Below are 22,857 nucleotides of genomic sequence, written 5' to 3' on the forward strand. Positions count from 1 at the left end.
TTACTGCGCCTTTTCCTGTTTTGATAACCGGCTGTTACACCTTCTTATATCAATATATCAATCTTTATTGTTTTTTGGGAGTTTCGTCTTTCCCTTCTTTCAATCCCTGCTTCGGTTCAGGCAATTTTCCCCTCTTATAAATAATCAGCCCGTTTAAAAAATTGCGTAAAATCTGGTCACCGGCCTCAACGTATCCGGGATGATCTTCATTTCTGAAAAGATCGCCCAATGCGCCTTTGGTGATTTCAAAATCTACCAATGACAATATTTCAATAATATCGTCATTGCGCAGCGAAAGTGCAACCCTTAATTTTTTAAGGATATCGTTATTGGTGATCATAATATTTCAATTGTCAGATATAATGGCAAAACTAAAGCTTCTTATCCAACATTATTTTCAAAAATAGTTTTGTCTACGTTGTCTTCATTTTCTTTTTCTTCTGTCAGCTTACTCAACTTCTTACCGTAAGATAATTTGGTGATGAGCACAAATAAAACCGGCACCACAAAAATAGCCAGTGTTGTTGCAGCCAGCATGCCACCAAATACTGTCCAGCCGATTGTTTTACGTGATTCAGCTGCAGCACCTGTTGCAAAAGCAAGAGGAAGTACACCTAAAATAAATGCAAGCGAAGTCATAACGATAGGGCGTAGCCGCAGTTGTACTGCCTGCAGTGTAGCATGGGTAATGTCAACACCACGATCGACCCTTTCTTTAGCAAACTCAACAATCAGGATCGCATTTTTTGCAGCGAGCCCGATTAGCGTAATCAGCCCTATCTGCGCATATACATTATTGGAAATCTTAGGTAATAGTACCAGGGTCAGTATAGATCCAAAAGCGCCAATCGGCACTGCAAATAAAACTGAAAAAGGCACGGACCAGCTTTCGTACAGGGCTGCCAGAAAAAGAAAAACAAAAACAATTGAGATGGCGAAAATAGTCACGGTGCTGCTGCCTGCTTTTATTTCTTCGCGGCTCAATCCACTAAATTCAAAGCCATACCCGGCGGGTAATTTTTTTGCTTCTTCCTGTAAAGCCTCAATCGCCTGGCCGCTGCTGAAACCAGGTTTGGGAGATCCATTGATTTCAATAGAACGGTAAATATTATAGTGCGTAATAAGCGAAGGACTCTCTATCACTTTTGAGGTCACCAATGCACTGAGTGGTATCATGCCGCCCTGGCTGTTACGAACGTAATATTTGTCCAGCTCCCCAATGGAAGAACGATAGGTGCTATCAGCCTGTGCAACCACCCTGAAGTTTCGCCCATACAAATTAAAATCATTTACGTAGCTGCTTCCAAGCAAAGTAGAAAGCGTGTTGTAAACATCTGCCACATTTACACCGAGCAATTTTGCTTTCGCCTTATCAACATCCACTTTATAACTTGGTGTATGCGTTGTAAAAAAAGTATATGCCCGGCCAATCTCCGGGCGTTTATTTACATTGCCCAAAAAGTTTTTAGCAACTGTTTCAAACTGCTGAATGTTATCTGTACTGGTTGTTTGCTGTAATTCAAAAGTAAAACCGGCAGTAGCACCCAGGCCAGGAATGGCAGGAGGAGCAATAGCGAGTATCCTTGCTTCCTTTATATCACTCGTTCGTTGCTGTATTGCATCGATAATGCTTTGCAGTTGCATCTCTTTGCTTTTCCGGTCATCCCAGGGTTTCAGGTTGACAAACATTGTTCCCACGTTTGATTTAAAAGAAAAGCTGATAATATTTAACCCTGCCAGGCCGCCAACGGTTCTAACACCGGGAATTGCCTGAACTCTTTTTAAAACAGTCAATAGCATCTCTTTACTTCTGTTGGTAGAAGTAGCTTCGGGCATTTCATAAGTAACATATAACCGGCCTTCATCTTCACTTGGTATAAAGCCTGTGGGTTTACTTTTAAATAAAAAGAACAAGCCAACAAATAGACAAACCAGCATGATCAACACTAATGGCGTTGCTTTTATCCATTTACCAACGCCGGATGTATATGATGTGGTTATCTTGCCAAACCCCCTGTTAAACCAGGCAAAGAATTTTTCGAAGACATTCTTTTTAGCCGTTTCATCTTTGGATGGCTTAAGCATAATAGAACAAAGAGCCGGCGTAAGAGATAAAGCAACAAAAGCAGATATAATTACAGACACCGCAATGGTAATAGCGAACTGCTGGTACAACTTACCGACAATGCCCGGAATAAAACCCACGGGAACAAATACAGCAGCGAGTATCAATGCAATGGCAATAACGGGTCCGGATATATCATTCATTGCCTTACGGGTAGCTTCTTTGGCGGATATTTTTTCATGATCCATATAATGCTGCACGGCTTCTACCACTACGATCGCATCATCCACCACAATACCAATAGCCAGCACAAATGCAAACAGTGTTAAGGTATTAATAGTAAACCCAAAAGGAATAAAGAAAATGAATGTGCCAATCAAGGAAACAGGAATGGCCAACACAGGAATCAACGTTGCCCGCCAGTTCTGCAAAAACAGAAATACCACGAATGTTACGAGCAATAAAGCCTCAACCAAAGTATGCAATACTTCATTGATCGAAATTTTAACCACTGAAACGGTCTCCAGCGGAATACTGTAATCAATGTCTTTCGGAAACGTCTTTTTTAATTCTGTAAGCGCTTTAGTTATTCCTTCATAAGTCTGCAATGCATTGGCGCCGGGGGCTTGGTAAACCAACACAAATGCTGCCGGTTTACCATCCACGAAAGCGTTGCTGCCGTAATCAAATTTTCCCAACTCTACTCTTGCTACATCTTTCAAATATACAACGGTACCTGTTGCCGGAACTGTACGAACAATAATATTTTCAAACTGATCCTTAGTATTGATGCGGCTGTTGGTTAATACGTTGTACTCAAAACTTTGCGCAGATGGTTGAGGATTGCCACCAATGGTTCCTGCTGCAACCTGTAAGTTTTGCTCGGTAAGGGAAGCAAGGATATCAGAAGTAGTCATGCCCAGATTAGCCAGTTTTTCAGGATTCAGCCAGATACGCATCCCAAAATCATCTGCACGGGACACAATATCTCCAACACCTGGCACCCGTTGTAAAGCGTCTTTTACATAAATGTTAGCGTAGTTACCAATAAAGGTAGCATCATGCGTTCCATTGGGTGAATAAAACGCCAATGCCACCATAATACTTGGCACCCGTTTACGAACGGTGAGCCCCAAACGTTTTACCGCATCCGGTAACGTTGGCTGGGCAACACTCACACGGTTCTGTACGTCTAACGCTGCGATATTTACATCGGTTCCTAATTCAAAATTTACATTGATGCTACTGGCTCCACTACTACTGCTGCTGCTTGAAATGTAGGTCATGCCAGGTGTACCATTCACCTGCGTTTCCATTGCGGTGGTAGTAGTTTGTTCAACCGTTTCTGCATCTGCGCCTATAAAGTTGCCTGATATAGAAACCGTTGGTGGTGTAATGTCTGGATATTGTGCAACGGGTAAAATTGTCATTGAAATAATTCCAACCAGTACAATAACAATGGATATTACAATGGCTGTTACCGGCCTCCTTATAAAAGTATCTGCTATCATCGTATTTACTATTTAACCGTTAACACGGTACTATTTTATAGATGCAATAAGATTCTGTTACCGTTTCAAAATACCACAGTATAAAAACCTGTTGCAAAATTTTGAATCAAAGATTATGTTGTACCAATCAATGGCTTTATTTTGCTGTTGTTGTTGGTGCTGCAGGCTGAGAGGACGAAGTATTGATAGCCGCACCTTCCCTTAAATTCTGCACGCCTTCCACTACGACAGACTCCCCGTCTTTCAAACCATCTTTTACAATTACATTGGCACCTATCTGTTTACCGGGGACTATTTTTCGCTGAGAAACTTTGTTACTGTCATTGGGCACATACACAAAAAATTCACCGAGTTGCTCTGTTACTGCTTTATATGGAATCAGCAAAGATTGAGTTGCCGAATTGTTTTTAACCCGTACAGTTCCGTTCATACCAGCAATCAATAAATTTTTATTGTTGGGAAAGATCAGTCTTGCTTTAATGGTTCCTGTTTGTGCATTTACTGCCCTGTCAAGCAAAGCAATTTTTCCGGGATAAGGATATACATCTGTACCAAAGGCAAGTGAAAAAGTGGAGTCTCCCTTTTTCGGGGCATCGTCCATAAGCTTTGTAAAACGGTAAATTTCTTTTTGGTCTACATTAAAATCCACAGCCAGTTCCCTGTCTGATGAAACCGTGTTGAGTACCGTTTGGCCCGCTGTAACTGCTGCGCCCGGTTTAACTGCCGAGATGCCAATCAATCCGTCAAAGGGAGCGTATACTTTTGTGTATTTCACATTGGTTTGCACGGCCTGGATATTGGCCCTGGCTGCCTCTGCCTGTTTTTTCGCTACTTCCAATGCCGCATCCGCATTGTCTACAAGTTGCTTTGCCACCGCGTCATTTTTATCCAGCTCGTGAAAACGGTTGGCATCTTTTTGAGCCTTATTTAAATTGGCTTCCTGTACACTCAACCCGGCAAGGGCCTGCTGATAATTGGCCGCATACAATTGCTCATCTATTGAATACAACAGCTGACCTTTGCGAACCCTGGCCCCGTCTTTAAAATAAACGCCGGAAATAAACCCACTTACCTGAGGTCTTAATTCAACCTGGTTAAGTGCATTGATTGTTGCCGGATATTCATCATAATAAACGGCATCCGTTTTTATCACAGGCTGCACGGTTACTCTCGCCGGGGGAGGTGGTGGCGGAGGTGCCTGGTCTTTTGAATTACCACAGGCCGTTAACAAAAAAAGAGTTGCATAACCTGCATACAGCTGAAGATATTTTAAGTACATACAAACAGTATTTTAATTTTATGTTGGGTGATTTTCTTAATAAACAATTTGTCCAAGCGCTTTTTGTACGTCTATTTTACTGGCCATCAGTTGGTACAAAGAAGCGTAATAATTTATTTCTGCTGTTCTTAAATCCGTTTCTGATGTGATCACTTCCAAATATGCTTTTATACCAGACTTGTATTGCAATTGCAAAACGTCATACACCTCTTTGGCCAGCACAAGATTCTGCTTTAGCGCCTGAAAATTCTCCAGGTTGCTTTTGTAAACAGCCATCGCCTGCGTATAAGCAGAGTTGACTGAATTTTTTAAATTGATAATATCGAGACTATTTCTTTCCAGCTCGAGTTGCGCAGCCTGCAGCGCCGCTTTTCTTTTGCCACCCTGAAAAATTGGGAAGCCCAGCGTTAGTGCTGCAAAAGAATTGGGGAAATTATTACTATATATTTTTGCAAAATTATTATTCTGGTAAGAAAGGTTATAAGCCCCATTGGCAGAAATTGTTGGCAGGTAACTCCATTTATTATATTGCACATTGTACTGCAACAACCGTCTTTGTGTTTCCAGCAACTGGTATTCAATCCTGGCTGTGTAGTTAGCTTCCTGTGACGTATCCAGCGCTATCTCCTTTTCCATTTGCAGACTATCGTATACAATATTCAAACTGGCTGATAGCGGATACCCCATCAGCGTTTTAAGGTTTTCCAGTTTTGCCTTCAATAATTCTTCATTGCTTCTTTTGGCTGCTTTGGAATTGTTCAGCGTAATAGTAGCCCGCTTATAATCGATTTTATCAGCAATACCGGCTTTGTACTGGTTGAAAGCATCCTTCAGACTTTGTTCAATCCGCTGAATGTTTGTGGTTGAAACCTTAATCTGTTGTTCGGTAGAAAGCACATCATAAAAAGCCTTTGACACATCCGCGGCAAGCTCAATTTTATTGTTGCTGGTAAGTTGCCTGGCCTGTAGCCGGGCATCTGTTTTTGTTCGGCTGGCGAGCAAAACATCTTTATTAAAAATGGCCTGCGAAACGGTGAACTGGCCCGCGGACGTATTATTCACACCCAGTTTAATGGCATTGCCTCCAATAATAGCTGTTTGAACAATAAAATTATGCTGCAGGTTATAATTGAAATTAATCTGGGGATACCAGTCTGCAAGTTTACTCCTGATGGTGGTTTCCAGAATCTGCTGGTCTATTATAGATTGCTGTATTTGCGGTTGATGAACAATAGCATAATCAACTGCACTCTTCAATGTAACTTCCTGCAGTAAGCTATCTTTTCCCATCGATTGCCCCAGCAAAAAAAACGGGCATAATAGAAAGAAGCTATTTACAAATAATTTCACAGCAACCCGGTTATGTTTATCGCAGGCAGTAAAAACCATTATTTTTGATTGTCTCATTAATTGTAAATTTCTATTCATTTATTACTTATTTAAAAGCACTGAATTGCGTCAACAATATTCACACCATTTAATTGGCTGACACTTATAGCATGCCCTGCATGCAACTTCAAAAAGATTTTTAAAAGAAAAGGACAAATTACTTTCCGCCAAAAGAGGCAATTTCTTTTATATACTCTTTCAACAACGCTTTATTAATGGTGTAGCTGTAACACCTGCCATCTTTGGATGGTTGTATCAGACCTGCTTCTGTAAGCGTTTTTATGTGATGACTCACTGAAGGCTGTGCAAGGTTAGTTTTATCCGTTATCTGGGAACATTGTATACAGCCTCCCCTTCCAGCCATATCTTCCAGTATTTTCAACCGGTTCATATCGCCTAATGCCTTGGCAATTTTTTCCAGCTGTTTCAATTCCATGAGATGGATAGATTGATGTATGCAAATGTATCAATAAATAAATATCCGGGGAAATTAAGTTTAAAGAGCAAAGTTGGTTAAACAAACTATTTTGCAAAACGATTTGTTATAAGCGGTAATATGGCGGTCGTTATGGAAAGTAAATGGTTGCTGACAAAATTTTTAAGCATATATTTTAAGCATCCGCCAAGCGTTAGTTTTCGTACATAATTAAAATAAAAATTCAAAAAAATGGAATACAATAAATTAACACCTGAAGAAGAATATGTAATCGTTCGCAAGGGGACAGAAAGACCTTTTACCGGTGAGTACAACAATAATAAATCAACAGGTACTTATGTTTGCCGCAGGTGTAACAGCCCTCTGTACAATTCAACCGATAAATTTGATTCCCGTTGTGGTTGGCCAAGTTTTGATGACGAAATACCGGGAGCTGTGAACCGGATACCTGACGCAGACGGAAGCAGAACAGAAATTGTTTGTGCCAATTGCGATGCCCACCTCGGCCATGTGTTTACCGGGGAAAGACTCACGCAGAAAAATACCAGGCATTGTGTAAATTCCATCTCGTTAAAATTCATTCCTGCTTTATAGAATTTTTGCAGCATGCAGGCTCATGAAATTTTGGCTGCTAACAATCATAAATGCAAACTATTTCAATCTGCTTGGGGAATTTAAATTGCAGGGATGCAAGTGAATGCGCTAATTTTAAAGCAAATATTTTTTCATGAAAAGAGCGTTAGTTATTGGTTTGTTGGCATGTTTGATAGGTCCGGCAACTGCCCAGGTAATTATTGATAAGGATGTCGAGATTGAACAAATGGTAAAGCAGGTTGATCCTGATTCTCTAAAAACTTATATAAAAACACTGGTAGCATTTGGTACCCGCAACACGCTTAGCACACAGACTGACAATCGCCGTGGTATTGGTGCTGCGAGAAAATGGGTACTGAGCAAGTTTACTGAATTTGCAAGGCAATCCAATGGCCGCCTTTCCGCTTTTATCGATACCACAACTTTGCAACCCGATGGAAAAAGAGTAGACAGTGTTTTACTGCTAGGCAATGTAATAGCTACGCTAAAGGGAGCAGACACTGCCGACAAAAGGATTTTTATTATCAGCGGGCATTTGGATAATATGCGCAGCAATGTAATGGACAGAAAAGGCGATGCACCCGGTGCAAATGACGATGGCAGCGGCTGCGCTGCAGTACTGGAATGTGCCAGGATCATGAGCAAACATACTTTTCCTGCATCCATCATTTTTGTGACGGTAAGCGGCGAAGAACAAGGCCTCCTGGGGGCTAACTATATGGCTAAAAAATCGAAGGCGCTGAACCTGAATATTGAAGCAGTATTGAACAATGATATTATGGGCAGTAATAACAGCAGCGAAACCAATATTATTAACAATACACAGGTGAGAGTATTCAGTGAAGGACTTCCGTTTTATGAGCTGGATAAAAATGCTAAAAACATCCGCCAGCTTGGATTGGAGAACGATGGCATATCTCGTCAGCTAGCAAGGTATGTGAAGGAAACAGGCGAAAGATATGTTGATAATTTACAAGTGGTGATGGTGTACCGCAACGACCGTTTTTTACGGGGTGGCGATCACACACCTTATGTGGAAAATGGTTTTGCAGCGGTAAGAATTACAGAAATGAACGAGAACTATACACGCCAGCACCAGGATGTTCGTTTGGAAAATGGAATTCAATTTGGGGATTTGCCTGAGCACATTGACTTTGAGTACCTGCGGAAAAACACAGCACTAAATCTTTGCAACCTGGCCAATCTTTCCAAAGCCCCAGCTATGCCTGAAGCAGTAAAAGTTGACATAAAAAAATTGGGCAACACTACCAATCTTACCTGGCTTGCCCCAAAAACCGGAAAAGTGAAAGGATATTATATTTTGATGCGGGAAACTACCAGTGCCTTCTGGCAAAAAAAATTTTTTACTAAAGAACTTCAAATAGTATTGCCTTACTCAAAAGACAATTATTTTTTTGCTGTACAAAGCGTTGGGGAAAGTGGTAATGAAAGCCTGGCTGTCGTTCCCGGTGTTAGCAGGTAATAAAAATAGCCCCGGGCAAGTGAACATTTGCTCTTGCCAGAGGATGAGCCAACTTTCAATTACTGGCGAAATCATTACACTTGTAGAACTGTCTACCGTTATTACGGCGAGGATTGCCGTTTGCATATTAAAAACTTCCGACTACTCAAAAAGCGATTTAAATCTCCCGAAAGAGATTATTTTTAAAATTCAATAAGCAACCAGCATTAATTAAATCGAATCCACATAATTTAAATTTTTACAGGCTTTTCAAAGGTTTCAAGGAGTATTAAGAGAAAAAACGGAGCCGGATTTTTATCCGGCTCCCTTCATTTTACAAAACAGCTTCGATCTAATATTGATCAGTGCGATCTTCCCGCTCAATAATTAGGATACCCGGTTTATTAAATTATCATGACCTTTGAGAATAAATTTGTAATAAATGAAAATTGCAGTTACTTTTTTTTTATCGGCATTGTTGCATATGCAAGGCTATACGCAACCAGATTCGTCCCGCGTAGAAAAATATGATGCAGTAGTATCTTTTGGGAGTATGTGCTGCGGTCCCGTTAGCGATGACTTTTTAAAAAATTTCACTCAGCAATTTAATAAGAAGAACAAGGTAACTATCCAGGCATGGCAAATAACCGGCTGCGGAAGAGAAGGTGAATTTAAAGTCTTATTTTCCCTGGCTAAATTAAAAATAGCTGGTAAAAGGAAATTTCTGAGTGGCTTGAGAAAACTGGTTTCGGATGAGAATGATAAAAACAAAAAATTGAAAGCAAGCAGCGGGCCCGTTAGTCTTGATTATAATTTTCTTAAATCTGAGTTACCCAACTGTCGTGGCGATATAGTAAAATGGAAGTAGGCATACTACTGTAACGCAAACTGGTATTCATTCCAAAACTGGTCCAGGGCAATCATACCATTTTTAAAAAATGAAATCAGCTGCGACCAGTCAGACTGATTTAAAATATGCACATTTGAAATACTGGCAGATATGGTACTACTGCATTTTTCACCATCGCTCAAAATGTCTTTTTGCCACTGCCAGTCGGCGCCACACAGCTGCTGGAATGGTTTTTTGAATTGTAATAACTTATCAAACTGCAAGTGCCTGATCTCTTCCGGATTCGATAATTCCAGCCCTATAGAGGCTTCACCATTGCTGCAATTCAAGTTGATCCGGATAAATTTTACACCAGTTTTGTAATTTATCCAGTTGATTTTTTCGCCAGAAGCTGAAAGTACCGGTCGCATGTACTGTCCAAAAACTGTCCAAAATTGCTGTCTGACTAAACCCGGTTGCTGTTTTGAATTCATAAAAATTCTGGCTTTAAGGCGGCCACTATTTCAAGCCATTACTCCATTCGAAAAAATTATCAACATCTTTTTTAAACTGAATCATGGAAGGCTTGTTGATATAATACATGTGGCCGGATTCGTAATAATAATGACGCAGGTTTTTTCTCAAGTCTGGCTCCAGAAACATATGCGCTACATCATAATTGGCTGTGAAGTAGGGCGTAGCAAAATCGTAATAGCCGCTGCCAATATATACTTTCAGGTGCGTATTTTTTGTCATGGCGTCCCGCAGGCTTTCAGCTACATTCAGGTATTGGTTTTGTACGTTATTATAATTCCAGGGATAAACATTTCCAAAAATATTGTATCCCCTTTCCTCATTAAAGTTTAAGTCCCGTTCAAAATAGTCATTCATTGTACTGGTAAACGGCCCATCAATATTAATGAAGGATGGATCGTAATCAACTCCTTCACCGGCATTGTCAAAATTATGCCCGGTAAAGCGACTGTCGAGCCGGCCTATTGAAAGGCCGTCCTTTCTCCGTAATTCCTTATAAAAACGACTGTCCGATACACGCAGATTAGCCTGTAATATATAGACTTTACTGAGTCCGGTATAGTAGCTCAGCTTCTCCGCAATCCGGTCTTTCTCAGCATCTCCAAGCCATTCACCCTTAAGCAGGGCCGGCGCATATTCATTCATTGCAAAGTCTTCACTTTCCTTTAAAGTTTTTTGTAAATCCCCTTGCAGCGTTGCGGCCAATTTTTTATGATACCAGGCGGCGGCGGTGTAAGAAGGTATATACAACACAAACGGCAAATCATTGCCTATTGCAATGTCATTGGTTCCAAAATTAAGCACGGGGGAAATCAATAAAATTCCATTAATATAAATCCGGTAACTGTCCGTTAAAAATTTTGCAAGTCCTGCCGCCCTTGTGGTGCCATAACTTTCGCCTGCCAAATATTTAGGAGAAGCCCAGCGCTGGTATTTAGATAAAAAACTGCGTATAAAGGCACCGACACTTTGCACATCTTCAACAAAACCGTGAAACTGTTTGGCACTTTCCCCGCCGGCAGGTACACTAAACCCCGTTGACACAGGATCAATAAAGACAAGGTCTGTTTTATCAAGCCAGGTGTACTCATTGTTTATGATTTGGTAAGGGGGTGCCGGTGCTGTGCCATCATCCTGTAATAAAACTCTCTTGGGGCCAAGGCCACCCATATGTAGCCAAACAGAAGATGACCCCGGTCCACCGTTGAATGTGAAACAAACCGGTCTTTTGGATGCATCTTCTCCATCTTTGCTGTAATAAGTGAAAAATATTTTCGCCACCAGTTTGCCTGTATCATTCTGCAAGTTTAAATATCCCGTAAATGCAGTATAGTCCAGCCTTTTGCCAGCAGTTAAACTGACAGAATTTTTCGATATTGTTGCAGTAATTCCAGCCGGAACAAGATCTGTTTTTATTACAGGATGGGTCGTTTTCTGAGCAGTTACTGCCAGAGAAAACAAGGAAAACAGAAACAAAATAAAATAGCGCATAAGATTATTTTAATTTCCCAATATAGTATAAAAGCATCGAAGAATAAGATCAAAACAAATTCAATTAATGCATATATAATCCAGTTCACAACTTATTAACAATTTTAAAATGCAGACGATTGCATAGACAAACCGATGAATTTTTAACATTTTATGGCATATTATTGGCTTAATATTGCATAGATCGCTTCTCGAAGTGATGATGTAAAGTTGAATGAATTTTAACTGAGAACATATCCAATGCACCATCTGGCCGCATAGCCTTTAGGTACATGCAGAGAAGCAGAGGGAAAAGAGTTTTGGTCAACAGCCAAAACTCTTTTATTTTATCTTCCAGTCAGTAATTTTATTTTTCTTCTGTTAGCTTTTTCTCAATCCGCTTATCGGGAATAAGCCACATTGCCGCAACGAAAATATATAGGAAACAGCCGATAAACGGATGGATGAAAGTGAGTACGATTGCAATGATATAAATGGCGATGGACGATTTGCCTTTTATATCGCTTCCCACTGCTTTTGCCAGCTTTGTATTATTGATAGCATGGTCAAGGAGTGTTCTTTCCAATATATAGTAAGCAACTCCTGCCATCAATAACACTATACCATAAATCGCTACTGGCCAGGTAGAAAAATGGTTTTCTCCCATCCATGTAGTGGTAAACGGTACCAGTGATAACCAAAAAAGCAGGTTGTTATTAGCCCAAAGTACTTTACCACTTATATTGTTCACGGTATGTAGCAGGTGATGATGATTGTTCCAGTAAATTCCAATGTAAATAAAGCTTAAGAGGTAACTTAAAAAAACGGGGAACAGGGGTTTTAAAGCAGTCCAACTATCATCGTGTGGCACTTTGAGTTCCAACACCATAATTGTTATTATAATGGCAATTACGCCGTCACTAAAAGCTTCCAGTCTTGTCTTTACCATCCTATCATTGGTTTGTTTTTGAAATATTTTAAATCAAAATCGCCCAAACATACGCAAGAATATTTAATGTCCCTTGTCCAGGTTAATTTATGAGATAAACAACCTGCACTCCATCGAAGGCCTCTATTTTTGACTAAGAAATTTTGGCAGATATTGTGACACAGGTTAGCAGGGCATTGCTAACTGATTCATACAATATTTATTTGTCGAAAATTATTGTTCAGCAGGTTTTAAATAGTGCCAATGCCCGTGTAAACCAGTTCTAAGGCGCACGGCTGTCAACAAACAAAACGCGATTGTTAATTTTGCTAAAAAATAATTAATTTACTGATAACATTAAATCAATCCAATTATCTTTCAGGTTGCTAGTTTGTAGCATGTTTATTGCTCTAATTTTTTTTCTTAAAATACACATATGCAATTATCATTTATAAAGAATATACAATTTACCAAGCTGATAAAAGCCGACGGACGCCTGAGGGAATTTAATTTCAGAAGATATAATTCCGGCAGTACACCGGCCATATTTTCTGTAAATGTGGTTGATAACAGGGACAACAGGATCATCTTTGAGATGCAAAAGGAAGACAATACCTGGAAAATCACTAAACAGCCCCTGCCCCAGTGGATATTGGAAAATGAAAACAATTTTCATGAGTGCATAGAAGAAGAATTAAAAGCCTCTTCATAAGCACCTCTATAGAACAATTTCCTCCAGTTTTTGAGTTAAAGAAATTTTGGCTTGAGGGTTTTGATACAATTGCAGTAAATAACAATTTACCTTTGCCGTATTGTATAAACCAACAATGTTCCCAATGTCAGCAGAATTGCAACAATTTTTTAATCAACTGGCTACAGACATTGAAAAGCTACAGGTAATAAAAATTACACTGGGCAATCGCAGGATAAAAACGGCCGAACTAAAAAATATTTTTATTAAGCCGTTGCTTATTAAAAATTCCCTCAAATTAAGTTTTGTATACCGGTATCCAACAAAGGACATCACCAAAAATTACGACGTTAAAGAAGGTATTGCATTAATGCAGCAAATGCTCCACAACGAGTTTTTAAACGCCGATGTTTTTACGTCGCAAAAAGATGTACACCTGGCTCTTCAAAAAAATGAGCGTTTAAAAATAACCAGCAATGCCCCCTCCTTAAAAATAACCGAACAGGCAAATCAGCACGACAAACAAAAAAATCGCATTATACAAACTACTGAGAAAGGGTATCTGCAAGCATTGGGCATTACGTCTGCAGAAGGAAAAGTAAAAAAAGACAGGCAGGATAAATACAAACAGATAAACAGTTACGTTGAAATTATTGACGGGATAATTAAAGACATTGACTTTAAAGAAGGCTTGCATGTGGTAGATATGGGTTGCGGCAAGGGCTATCTAACATTTGCACTGTACGATTACCTCACCAGTAAATTGCACCTGGAAGCCACCGTAACCGGTATTGAACTGAGGGAGGAGCTGGTAGATACCTGCAATAGGATAGCCCGAGAATCAGGCTATGAGGCGCTTGGTTTTAAGAGCGGTACAATTGAAGATGCAGTTGTAAATAATGCCAACATGTTAATAGCATTGCATGCCTGCGATACAGCAACTGACGATGCCATTTACAGCGGCATAAAAGCAAATGCACGCGTGATAATTTGTGCGCCCTGTTGCCATAAGCAGATCAGAAAACAAATGGCTCCTGAGAATGAATTAAAATCGATTACCAAACATGGTATTTTAATGGAACGACAGGCTGAGATCGTCACTGATGCCATCAGATCTTTATTACTGGAGGCTTGGGGGTATAAGTCCCGCGTGTTTGAATTTATCGCCACAGAACATACGCCAAAGAATGTATTGATAGTGGGCGTTAGACAAGACAAGCCCGCAAATACAAAGCAATTTTACTTTAACAAGATCGGTGCCTTAAAATCATTATTTGGCATTCAAACGCATCATCTCGAAACATTGCTGGAACGTTTATAAGATTCTGATGGTGTTTTATTGATAAATACGCGTTTTTTGTTGCAGGTATTTGTTGCCAATGATTGTACTTAGCGGCTTCTCATACACTTTACTTTCCACCCATGATATAATATCCAGGTAAGCAAAACTTCGGGTTTGAAACCTGTTTTTTTCGAGACCTTTTATACTCTGCAAAAATTTCTCCAGCTCGGGTTTTAACTTTTGTCTTGATAATTGAAATGAGTTGCGCAAAAACTTGAACATAGCCTCTTCCACTATGGTAAGATTTTGCATTTTTGCCATAAACCGGTACACAGATTTTATCAATGACTCTATGATGTCAAAATTACCCAGTTCGTAATGCGCCATCAGGTGCAGTAACCTTGCATAACACTGCAAGTCGTTTCTCATCTCAGGGTTACCATTAATTATTTTTTGAAGATAGTCGATGGAGATATCGTATTTACCGGCACCAAAAAACAGATTAGCAATCTTATAATTAAAAACAAGCAGTCGATGATTATCGAGGTAAAGCGAATATTCCTCCAGCTTTTCCTCGATGCCCTTCACCAGTTTAAGTCCCTCAGAAAAAGTGCCCAACATAAAGTGTTGGTTAATTTTTGATGCGCTGATATACACAAATGTCTGAATTCGGTGATTGTCATGATGCATGGCCAGTTCCGTATTGGAAAATGCTTCGAAGGCTTTTAACACATTTTCAAAACCCTGGTAGTTACGAAGATCAAAATGCGCATTTAATAAGTTATGCATTCCCTTAATGTAATATCCAGTCTCAACCTTAATCATGAGTGGCTGCTCGTTAAAAATGTCCACCCATTTTTGCGCATACCTGTAGTACATTAAAAAATCCTGGCGGATAAACGCATACCAGCAATAGCTTTGATACAGGTACAATCGTTCATAAAAACCAGTTTGAAAATGAGCGCCGGGCGGCAAATTATCCTGCAAGAAATTCTTAACATCAGTTTCATCTTTTTCATTTCGTGCATGCCCGTTCTTAATATACCAGCTATATAAACGCAACGCTAAATTCGACATCCGCGCCACATTATCTACCCGGTGATTTACCTCTATAGCTTCTGCGGACAATAACTCTCCCCTGTTTTGCATCGAGCGGGTTATATGCAGCGTCTCAATCTTTTTTTCCCATGAAATTACCTGGGTAAGAAAATTGAATTTGTAATGTGTTTTAGCAACCTCTTTCAGCTTCTCCAGAATTTTTAAGCTTTGAACATACAATCCTTTATTATACAAAATCCTGGCATAATCCAATTGCTCATTTAGCTGCATATCTATGCTGCCGGTACTTTTTAGCAGCCGGAGGCTGGAAAGCAATTGTTTATAGAGGTGAACTTTAATATTGGATAACTGCGGCTTCTTAATAGATGGTAATTTCTTAAGAAGCAATGTTTCATCATAGTCAGAAAGCTTATCCAGTGCATCAAACAATTCTATAATTTTTAAATCTTCGTTACCTGAACTTCTTTTGATATAAAGTTTAAAATTTCGTTTCTCAGCCTTTTCCAGTGATTTAATAAGCTGAAATAATGTATCTGTAAATCGGTTGGGCATCATTGTTTTTTTTAACTAAAATCCAAATGGAATAAGGGTTTCGCAAAATTAATACTCCCTTAACGTAATTAAAACACTCATAACTTGATTATGAACGTAAAAAAACACACCATACTTTCGTTTTAAGAAAGCGATGATGTGTTGAAAAATATAGCAAGCAATCGTAAAAGTGGGCAACCAATCGTTAATAAGTTGCAATAATAAAGAAAGTTAACTGTTTAACAGTTCAAAATACTCTAAGAATTTCATATGGCAAGCAATCGTTAAAGTTCTTCCGTTTCTACGGAAGGACTATTTTTTTGTGCCGTAAAGTAATACTATTTTAACTTACCAATCAAATAAATGCAATACTTTTTTCAAAATTTTGCCGATTTAGTTAGGTAGTACAAAATCGGGCTTCCGGATAAATACTGTGTTGTACCTGAACCGAATATTGGTGCCGATCTCAACTTTATAATTCTTCATACCGGGAACTGTTCTTGGAAAGTAATATCCCCGGAGCTCCACTGTGCCGAAAGTAAGGTTTTCATTCCTTGTACGAACGCCCCCACCGATAGAACTAAATAATTCACTTTTATCTAACGATTTGTTGGTAGGGGTAAGCATGGACATATCAGCGTAAAAGAAAGGTGCTAACCTGAAGCCCCAGAATTTTTGCATGTTGAAAAATACCATTTCAGTTTTAACGGTAGTTCTCATGTCGGCGGGGCCAAGAAAGCCTCTGAAATAGGGAAGACCAAACGTACTGATGATAGTTAGAGGCTGATCTAAGACCGGGCGTATTTGCTTTGTAAATCCAAACCCAAAAAAATTACGGTTCAGCCATTTACCATGCAATTTTTTTAACTTTGTAAAGTGGTCAACGTTGAATAACAAATCAATATCCTCCCATGTTTTTTGATAGGTGTATCCACCCATTCTGAATGTGTAAGTACTGTAAAAACCTTTTTTGGAAAAGTGACTCATCAAAGTTTCCAGACCGAAGTAGGGTCGCGTTCTGTCTTGCTTTGTTGTTATACCTCCAATAAGCGAAGCACTAAAACCTTCGGGAACGTCTTCGTTCCGGCCGAATCCGTAAATGAAACTGGCCCTGTAAGATTCCTGCCTGAAAACACTCAGCGCTGCAAGAGTACTCCTGATATTGGCATAACGGTAATCGTATATTTGGTGATTGATAGCAGGAATAGCGGTAAAATGCTGATAAAAATTTCGAACGGCAATAAATTTCCGTACCCGTGTATTCATGTTTTTATACAATAGCCGCTGACTGCCAAAATTGTAACCAAACCATATATCCGAACTTCGGTAGCTGTATTTAAAATCACTTTTATACAGGGAGTCCGAAAGATAATTGTTACTGGTCCTGGCGAAAGAAATATCGGCAGCGCCAATCCATGGAATATAAGGCGTTACCAAAGGCTTTTCAAGATGCGTATTCAACATGGTTTCTTCCGCTCGCCCACTGTTGAATGCATTTCGGTAATTTTTAAAACCAACGCTCCAGTCTATAAAACTGCCCATGATATTTCTTTTTAAAAAGCCAGCGTCATAACCAAAAACCGGGTTGCGGTCAATATCATAAAAACTACTCAGCGATAAGCGGGAACCTGAACCTCCGACATTTTCATTTTTTACCTGAACGGCCATCTTCGTTGGACTGCTCATATCAATGCTGCCACCCAAGGCAAAAATATCTTTGGTAATAACAATCACATCGACTGAATCCCGGGTTCCTGCAATTGTGTCGATTAAAATGCGTGCATCCTGGATGTAAATCTGGTCTCTAAGGTGGCGCTCGTTGTCAGCCAAAAGATAGGGATGAACCCTGTCCCCTTCCATAAAAAATAAATTATTTTTGAGGGTTTTCACAGTCGTTTTCTTATGAAACCCATTGGCCACAATAGCACCAAAATTATTCCTGATAATAGTAGTATCAAAAATGGTTCTTTCGAAACCGAGACGTAAATACTCAATATTGCGGATTATCTTGCCCGTATGAGCTATGAAAGGATTTACTACTTTAACAGCATCCCCATTGGGGCCAGGTCCATCTGTAGAAATGCTTTTTGCTAACTTTCCAAGCAACCCTCCTCTCTTCGCTAAAAAAAAGGTATCCTTTTCTTCTTTGATATCCTGTGCTAGCAAACCGGATGAAAAAAAAGAAAAAAAGAGTACTGATAAAATAAATGGCAAAGCCTTTTTTAGCATTGGTTTGCGTTGGATTTATATATAAAGATATTCATTTGGCTGGATTTAATATATTATTGGATACGTTGCGTTTTAAAGAGCGGGTATCTGATTAATGGCAGAAGTTGTATTTTAACAACGGGTTTCTGACTACTTGTATTGCATCTACCAGTTGCTTCAACATACTAATCAATTATCTCATCCATTACATGCCTGCATGCACCCAAAGAATATCTTTAATTATAGTTGCTTGAGTGGTTTGATTTTACGCCCACCATTCCTTATTTATTCATCTTACCTGTCATATTTAAAAGCGGCTTTCCTTTAGGAGCGAGAACAATTTTAATGCCATCGTCTATAGGAAAATACTGGTAAAACTGCCTCGCACAAGCGAACTATCTTTCCAAAAAATAAACTTTTCAGAGTTTTAACAACTTTTTAAAGTTTAAACATTAATATCTGCCTGCGGTTATTTTTAAGTACCGTATCTTTGCGCCGCAAAACAGTAACTATATTATTTAGGCTGACCTCTAACTGTTGCTTGCTAAGGAAAATTGCCGGAATGTGAATAAATAAGCGATGCCGGCGATACGAATTGGTAAATTAAAATTAGAGATATGAAAAGTGATACCTTGGGCATGGGTGCCCCTATCAAAAATGATGAACTGAAAGAAGCATTAACTGAAACAGTTGCAATGGATTCAAAACAAAACGACTTTACCCGTACATTTGGTGCAATCGACATGTGGAACCTTAAAAAAAAGCAACGTACGTCTCTGCAAATGAGAAGACGTTTTAATTGATTTTTTATTAATTAACGAATAATTTCTTTCAGGATTTTTTAAGCATGGCAGTCGCCATGCTTTTTTAATGCCGTATAAATTTGCAAATATTACTCAGGCACTTTCTCTACCCATGGCAGCTTGTTTCATGGTATATGCTATTTCATGGCCCAGGTATTTTTCAATGCGTTTTTCTATAAGATAAATTAAAGGTGTTAAGATGATAGCCATGGTAAATTTATATGTATAATTCACCAGGCAAATAGCCAGCACCAGCTGCCAGCTCCACCCTTTTCCAATTTTAAACGCAATAAACAACACTATAAAACTATCCACCAGCTGAGAGATGAGCGTAGAGCCGGTAGCCCGTAGCCACATTTTCTTTTCCCCTGTATATTTTTTTATTTTATGAAAAACAGTCACGTCAACAATCTGGCTCACCAGGAAAGCCACAAGACTTCCCAATATAATCCACATGCCCTGACCGAAAATACCATTAAAGGCCTTGTTCATATCAGGTATACCATCCTGTACTGCCGAGCCATACCAGAAATCTGCCGGTGGAACACTCATGGCAAAATAAAACATTACAAAGGCGTACGTTATTAATGCCACAGCGGTATAGGATATCCGCCGTACCGCTTTCGGGCCATAATATTCATTTACAATATCCGTCATCACAAACTCCAGCGGCCACAACAATACCCCGCAGGTGAGGTTAAATGACAGGGCCTTTTGTCCAAAAAGTGTAAAGCTGGATGGCGTAAGCCCAAATAATTTTTCCAATGAAAAAATTTTGCCCCCGATGCATTCGGCTATCAGTGCATTGGCCACAAAAAAAGCTGTAAAAATTACAAACAGTTTTGTAGGTTTGTCTTTTAGTATGTTTTGTATCATTTAAAAATTGCTAAAGAAAAAATAATATACTTGTAAAATAAGGAAAAGGAAATTAACCCAATTTAGCCAATGCGGCGAAGTTTTCTTTCGGTTGGATACAATTAAAACCAGTAAAAAAATGTTGAATATAAAATTGATATAAACGGCGCCATAACCCAGTATAACAAGTATACTCTCCAAAGGTTGGATTTTAATACTGCCATTAAAATTACCAGCTTTTTTATGTGCATTTTCTACTAAGCGCAATATAACGGCTATTATAAAACAGCAGTTGCATATAAAAACAAGTTTCGCAAAAAATTTCATCCGGATGATTCTATACTTTAGTGATGGTTATCCCTGCTTTCCCTTTAGCATAGGTACAAATGAAAAATTATCAAACGCTTCCTCACTGGTACTGCCATCCGCATTTTTTGTAATGCGCAACATGCGCTGGTGCTCGCCTTCATCAACTGGTATAACCATCTTACCGCCGGCTTTTAACTGGTCGATTAACTTAGGTGGTATGAAAGGTGCGGCTGCAGTAATAATTACCTTATCGAAGGATGCGAAAGTTGGCAGGCCTTCGTATCCATCACCAAAAAAAAATTTAAGGTTGGGATATGTTGATTTGAATATATAGGTTCTTGTTTTTTCAAACAATGCTTTTTGACGTTCTATTGTAAATACCTTGGCACCCATTTCAGCCAGTACGGTCGCCTGGTAAATACTGCCTGTACCAATTTCTAAAATCTTATCTAAAGGTTTCACCTGCAGTAACTGCGTTTGATAGGCTACTGTATATGGCTGAGAAATCGTCTGGCCCTCGCTGATTGGGAAAGCCCTGTCTTCGTAAGCGATTTCATCAAAAGCACTGTCTAGAAAAAAGTGGCGGGGGATATTGTTCATTGCTGCCAGCACGGTTTCATCGGTAATGCCTTTTTCCCGCAAAATATCCATTAGTTTTTTTCTCAACCCTTTGTGCCGGTAACTGTCTTGGTAATTTCTCATAATCTTGTTAACTGCCACGAATTACCCCCTTTTTTGCGAATAAAACAAAAACTTAACTGGCCTCTTTTTTTAAACCTCTTTTCTATAAATAAACAGTGCCGGAACAATGCCGGCACTGCAAAAAAAATATAATTTTCTACTTCAATTTCATCTCTTCAATCATCCGCTTAATTTTTTCATCCAGCGATTGATTGGCAGCATCAAAACCTGCTGCATCTGCCAGTTTGGTATTTACGCTAAAGTAAAATTTTATTTTAGGTTCTGTACCGCTGGGCCTTGCCGAAATTTTAGTTCCGTCGTTCAGTAAAAACTGGAGCACATTGCTTTTTGGTAAATTAATGGGATAGGTTTCGCCGGTTTGTAAATTTTTACCTACCTGTAACTCATAATCCAGCAACGCAGCAACCGCCACACCATCGATAGTTGCAGGCGGATTGTTTCTGTAGCCTTCCATCATATCAGCAATTTCTTTGGCGCCATTCATACCCTTCTTGGTGATGCTTACCAGGTTCTCTTTGTACAATCCGTATTGCACATACAAGTCAATCATCTTGGCATACAAGCTCCGGCCCTTGTTCTTTTCATAAGCAGCCATTTCACACAGTAACGCTACTGCGCTGATGGCATCCTTATCCCTCACTTCATCTCCCACCATCAGTCCAAAACTTTCTTCGCCACCAATGATATAATTCTCCTTTCCTTCTTTTTCTTTTATCAAAGAAGCAATCCATTTAAAACCGGTGAGTACATTGTAACAGGCGATGCTACTGGCTTTGGCTATACCATCAATCATATCGGTTGTAACGATAGTTTTAACCACCATATCATTTGGCTGATTAATTCCTTTTGTTTTTCTGGCTTCAATCATGTAATTAAATGCCAACACCGCGGTTTGGTTACCATTCATTAAAACCCATTCGCCCTTAGCATTTTTTACGCCGATACCAACGCGGTCGCTGTCAGGATCTGTACCCAGCAAAATATCTGCATCCAGCTGTTTGGCTTTTTCAAGGCCAATACTCATGGCTTCCTTTTCTTCCGGGTTGGGGTAAACAACTGTTGGGAAATTGCCATCCGGTGTACTCTGCTCTTCCACAATATGCACGTTATCAAAACCAAATTTTGCCAGCACCTGCGGTACCAGGGTAATACCTGTTCCGTGGATAGGTGTGTACACGATTTTAAGATCGTGCTGCGCAGCACATACATCCGGGTAAACACTCAAACCCTTTACCATGGAGAGGTACGCTTCATCCATATCTTTACCAATAATGGTAATGTTGGCATCGCCCCCGCTCCATTGCACATCATCTACAGACGCTATTTTATCTACTTCAATAATTACATTTTCATCATGTGGTGTTACCATCTGTGCGCCATCATCCCAGTATGCTTTATACCCGTTGTATTCTTTTGGATTGTGCGACGCGGTGCAAACAACCCCACCCTGGCAACTTAAATTGCGGATAGCAAAACTTAATTCCGGTGTCGGACGCAACGCTTCAAACAAAAATACTTTGATGCCATTGGCTGCGAAAACATGGGCCGTTGTTTCAGCAAAAAAACGGCTGTTGTTTCGGCAGTCATGCGCAATGGCTACCTTGATTTCACCGGTAAAACATTTTTTTAAATAGTTGGCGTAACCTTGGGTCGCCATTCCTACGGTGTATTTGTTCATGCGGTTGGTGCCGATGCCCATCAGGCCGCGTAAACCGCCGGTACCAAACTCCAGGTTCTTATAAAAAGCATCTGCCAGTTCATCGGGATTATCCTTCTGCATTTGCCTGATGGCATCCTTCACTGATTGTTCGTAGTTGCCAGTTAACCAGCCGTCTATTTTTTGTTGAATGTTTGTATCCATTGTTTCATATTTTGAGTCCTCAAAAATATATAATAGTATCTCATTAACAGCAGATACTA

At 39.6% G+C, this 22,857-nt stretch carries 19 protein-coding genes; 6 read left to right on the forward strand and 13 right to left on the reverse strand.

Going from position 1 to position 22,857, the window contains the following annotated elements:
- Positions 1–64: 64 nt before the first annotated feature.
- The 5 genes from JWR61_RS10145 to JWR61_RS10165 all read right to left on the reverse strand — a co-directional run bounded on the left by JWR61_RS10145 (position 65) and on the right by JWR61_RS10165 (position 6,680).
- Positions 65–340 carry a DUF1456 family protein gene (locus JWR61_RS10145; protein WP_301927703.1) on the reverse strand — a complete coding sequence of 92 codons (276 nt, stop codon included), beginning with the start codon at positions 338–340 and terminating at the stop codon, positions 65–67.
- Between the two features lie 41 nt (positions 341–381).
- The gene (locus tag JWR61_RS10150; protein ID WP_301927704.1) at positions 382–3,576 is read right to left on the reverse strand and encodes an efflux RND transporter permease subunit; all 3,195 of its coding nucleotides are present in this window, start codon (positions 3,574–3,576) and stop codon (positions 382–384) included.
- A 136-nt stretch (positions 3,577–3,712) separates the two neighbouring features.
- A complete protein-coding gene (locus JWR61_RS10155; RefSeq protein WP_301927705.1) occupies positions 3,713–4,855 on the reverse strand; it encodes an efflux RND transporter periplasmic adaptor subunit in 1,143 nt (380 codons plus the stop codon).
- A 36-nt stretch (positions 4,856–4,891) separates the two neighbouring features.
- Positions 4,892–6,283, reverse strand: coding sequence for a TolC family protein (locus JWR61_RS10160; RefSeq protein WP_301927706.1), 1,392 nt, complete (start codon positions 6,281–6,283; stop codon positions 4,892–4,894).
- A gap of 118 nt (positions 6,284–6,401) precedes the next feature.
- Positions 6,402–6,680, reverse strand: a complete 279-nt coding sequence (locus JWR61_RS10165; protein ID WP_301927707.1) for a helix-turn-helix transcriptional regulator — start codon at positions 6,678–6,680, stop codon at positions 6,402–6,404.
- Between the two features lie 231 nt (positions 6,681–6,911).
- Between JWR61_RS10165 and JWR61_RS10170 the strand changes: the two genes are divergently transcribed.
- From JWR61_RS10170 to JWR61_RS10180, 3 genes are all read left to right on the forward strand, one after another.
- A complete protein-coding gene (locus JWR61_RS10170) occupies positions 6,912–7,274 on the forward strand; it encodes a methionine-R-sulfoxide reductase (protein WP_301927708.1) in 363 nt (120 codons plus the stop codon).
- 133 nt (positions 7,275–7,407) lie between these two features.
- Entirely contained in the window at positions 7,408–8,757 is a 1,350-nt protein-coding gene (locus tag JWR61_RS10175; RefSeq protein WP_301927709.1) for a M20/M25/M40 family metallo-hydrolase, read from the forward strand.
- Positions 8,758–9,178: 421 nt separating this feature from the next.
- Positions 9,179–9,604 carry a hypothetical protein gene (locus tag JWR61_RS10180; protein WP_301927710.1) on the forward strand — a complete coding sequence of 142 codons (426 nt, stop codon included), beginning with the start codon at positions 9,179–9,181 and terminating at the stop codon, positions 9,602–9,604.
- A gap of 5 nt (positions 9,605–9,609) precedes the next feature.
- On the opposite strand, the gene JWR61_RS10185 is transcribed toward JWR61_RS10180, so the two are convergent.
- From JWR61_RS10185 to JWR61_RS10195, 3 genes are all read right to left on the reverse strand, one after another.
- On the reverse strand, positions 9,610–10,059 hold the full coding sequence (locus JWR61_RS10185) for a DUF4268 domain-containing protein (protein ID WP_301927711.1): 450 nt from the start codon (positions 10,057–10,059) through the stop codon (positions 9,610–9,612).
- A 25-nt stretch (positions 10,060–10,084) separates the two neighbouring features.
- Complete coding sequence (locus JWR61_RS10190) at positions 10,085–11,590, reverse strand: S10 family peptidase (RefSeq protein ID WP_301927712.1); 1,506 nt, start codon at positions 11,588–11,590, stop codon at positions 10,085–10,087.
- A gap of 346 nt (positions 11,591–11,936) precedes the next feature.
- The gene (locus JWR61_RS10195; RefSeq protein ID WP_301927713.1) at positions 11,937–12,518 is read right to left on the reverse strand and encodes a TMEM175 family protein; all 582 of its coding nucleotides are present in this window, start codon (positions 12,516–12,518) and stop codon (positions 11,937–11,939) included.
- Between the two features lie 415 nt (positions 12,519–12,933).
- Here JWR61_RS10195 and JWR61_RS10200 point away from each other — a divergent pair, with 415 nt between their 5' ends.
- Positions 12,934–13,209 (forward strand): hypothetical protein, encoded by a 276-nt coding sequence (locus tag JWR61_RS10200; protein ID WP_290337706.1) that lies wholly within the window; start codon positions 12,934–12,936, stop codon positions 13,207–13,209.
- 124 nt (positions 13,210–13,333) lie between these two features.
- Complete coding sequence (locus tag JWR61_RS10205; RefSeq protein ID WP_301927714.1) at positions 13,334–14,509, forward strand: SAM-dependent methyltransferase; 1,176 nt, start codon at positions 13,334–13,336, stop codon at positions 14,507–14,509.
- 15 nt (positions 14,510–14,524) lie between these two features.
- On the opposite strand, the gene JWR61_RS10210 is transcribed toward JWR61_RS10205, so the two are convergent.
- Positions 14,525–16,084 carry a hypothetical protein gene (locus JWR61_RS10210; protein ID WP_353960482.1) on the reverse strand — a complete coding sequence of 520 codons (1,560 nt, stop codon included), beginning with the start codon at positions 16,082–16,084 and terminating at the stop codon, positions 14,525–14,527.
- 369 nt (positions 16,085–16,453) lie between these two features.
- Positions 16,454–18,289, reverse strand: a complete 1,836-nt coding sequence (locus JWR61_RS10215) for a hypothetical protein (RefSeq protein ID WP_301927715.1) — start codon at positions 18,287–18,289, stop codon at positions 16,454–16,456.
- Positions 18,290–18,885: 596 nt separating this feature from the next.
- Between JWR61_RS10215 and JWR61_RS10220 the strand changes: the two genes are divergently transcribed.
- The gene (locus tag JWR61_RS10220) at positions 18,886–19,071 is read left to right on the forward strand and encodes a hypothetical protein (protein WP_290337709.1); all 186 of its coding nucleotides are present in this window, start codon (positions 18,886–18,888) and stop codon (positions 19,069–19,071) included.
- A gap of 93 nt (positions 19,072–19,164) precedes the next feature.
- Here the strand turns inward: JWR61_RS10220 and JWR61_RS10225 are convergent, their stop codons facing one another.
- The 3 genes from JWR61_RS10225 to JWR61_RS10235 all read right to left on the reverse strand — a co-directional run bounded on the left by JWR61_RS10225 (position 19,165) and on the right by JWR61_RS10235 (position 22,798).
- A complete protein-coding gene (locus tag JWR61_RS10225) occupies positions 19,165–19,947 on the reverse strand; it encodes a queuosine precursor transporter (RefSeq protein ID WP_301927716.1) in 783 nt (260 codons plus the stop codon).
- Positions 19,948–20,280: 333 nt separating this feature from the next.
- A complete protein-coding gene (locus JWR61_RS10230) occupies positions 20,281–20,937 on the reverse strand; it encodes a protein-L-isoaspartate(D-aspartate) O-methyltransferase (protein ID WP_301927717.1) in 657 nt (218 codons plus the stop codon).
- Positions 20,938–21,073: 136 nt separating this feature from the next.
- Positions 21,074–22,798, reverse strand: a complete 1,725-nt coding sequence (locus tag JWR61_RS10235; RefSeq protein WP_301927718.1) for a phospho-sugar mutase — start codon at positions 22,796–22,798, stop codon at positions 21,074–21,076.
- Between the last annotated feature and the right edge of the window lie 59 nt (positions 22,799–22,857).

The sequence above is a fragment of the Ferruginibacter sp. genome (assembly GCF_028288465.1).
Classification (GTDB): domain Bacteria; phylum Bacteroidota; class Bacteroidia; order Chitinophagales; family Chitinophagaceae; genus Ferruginibacter.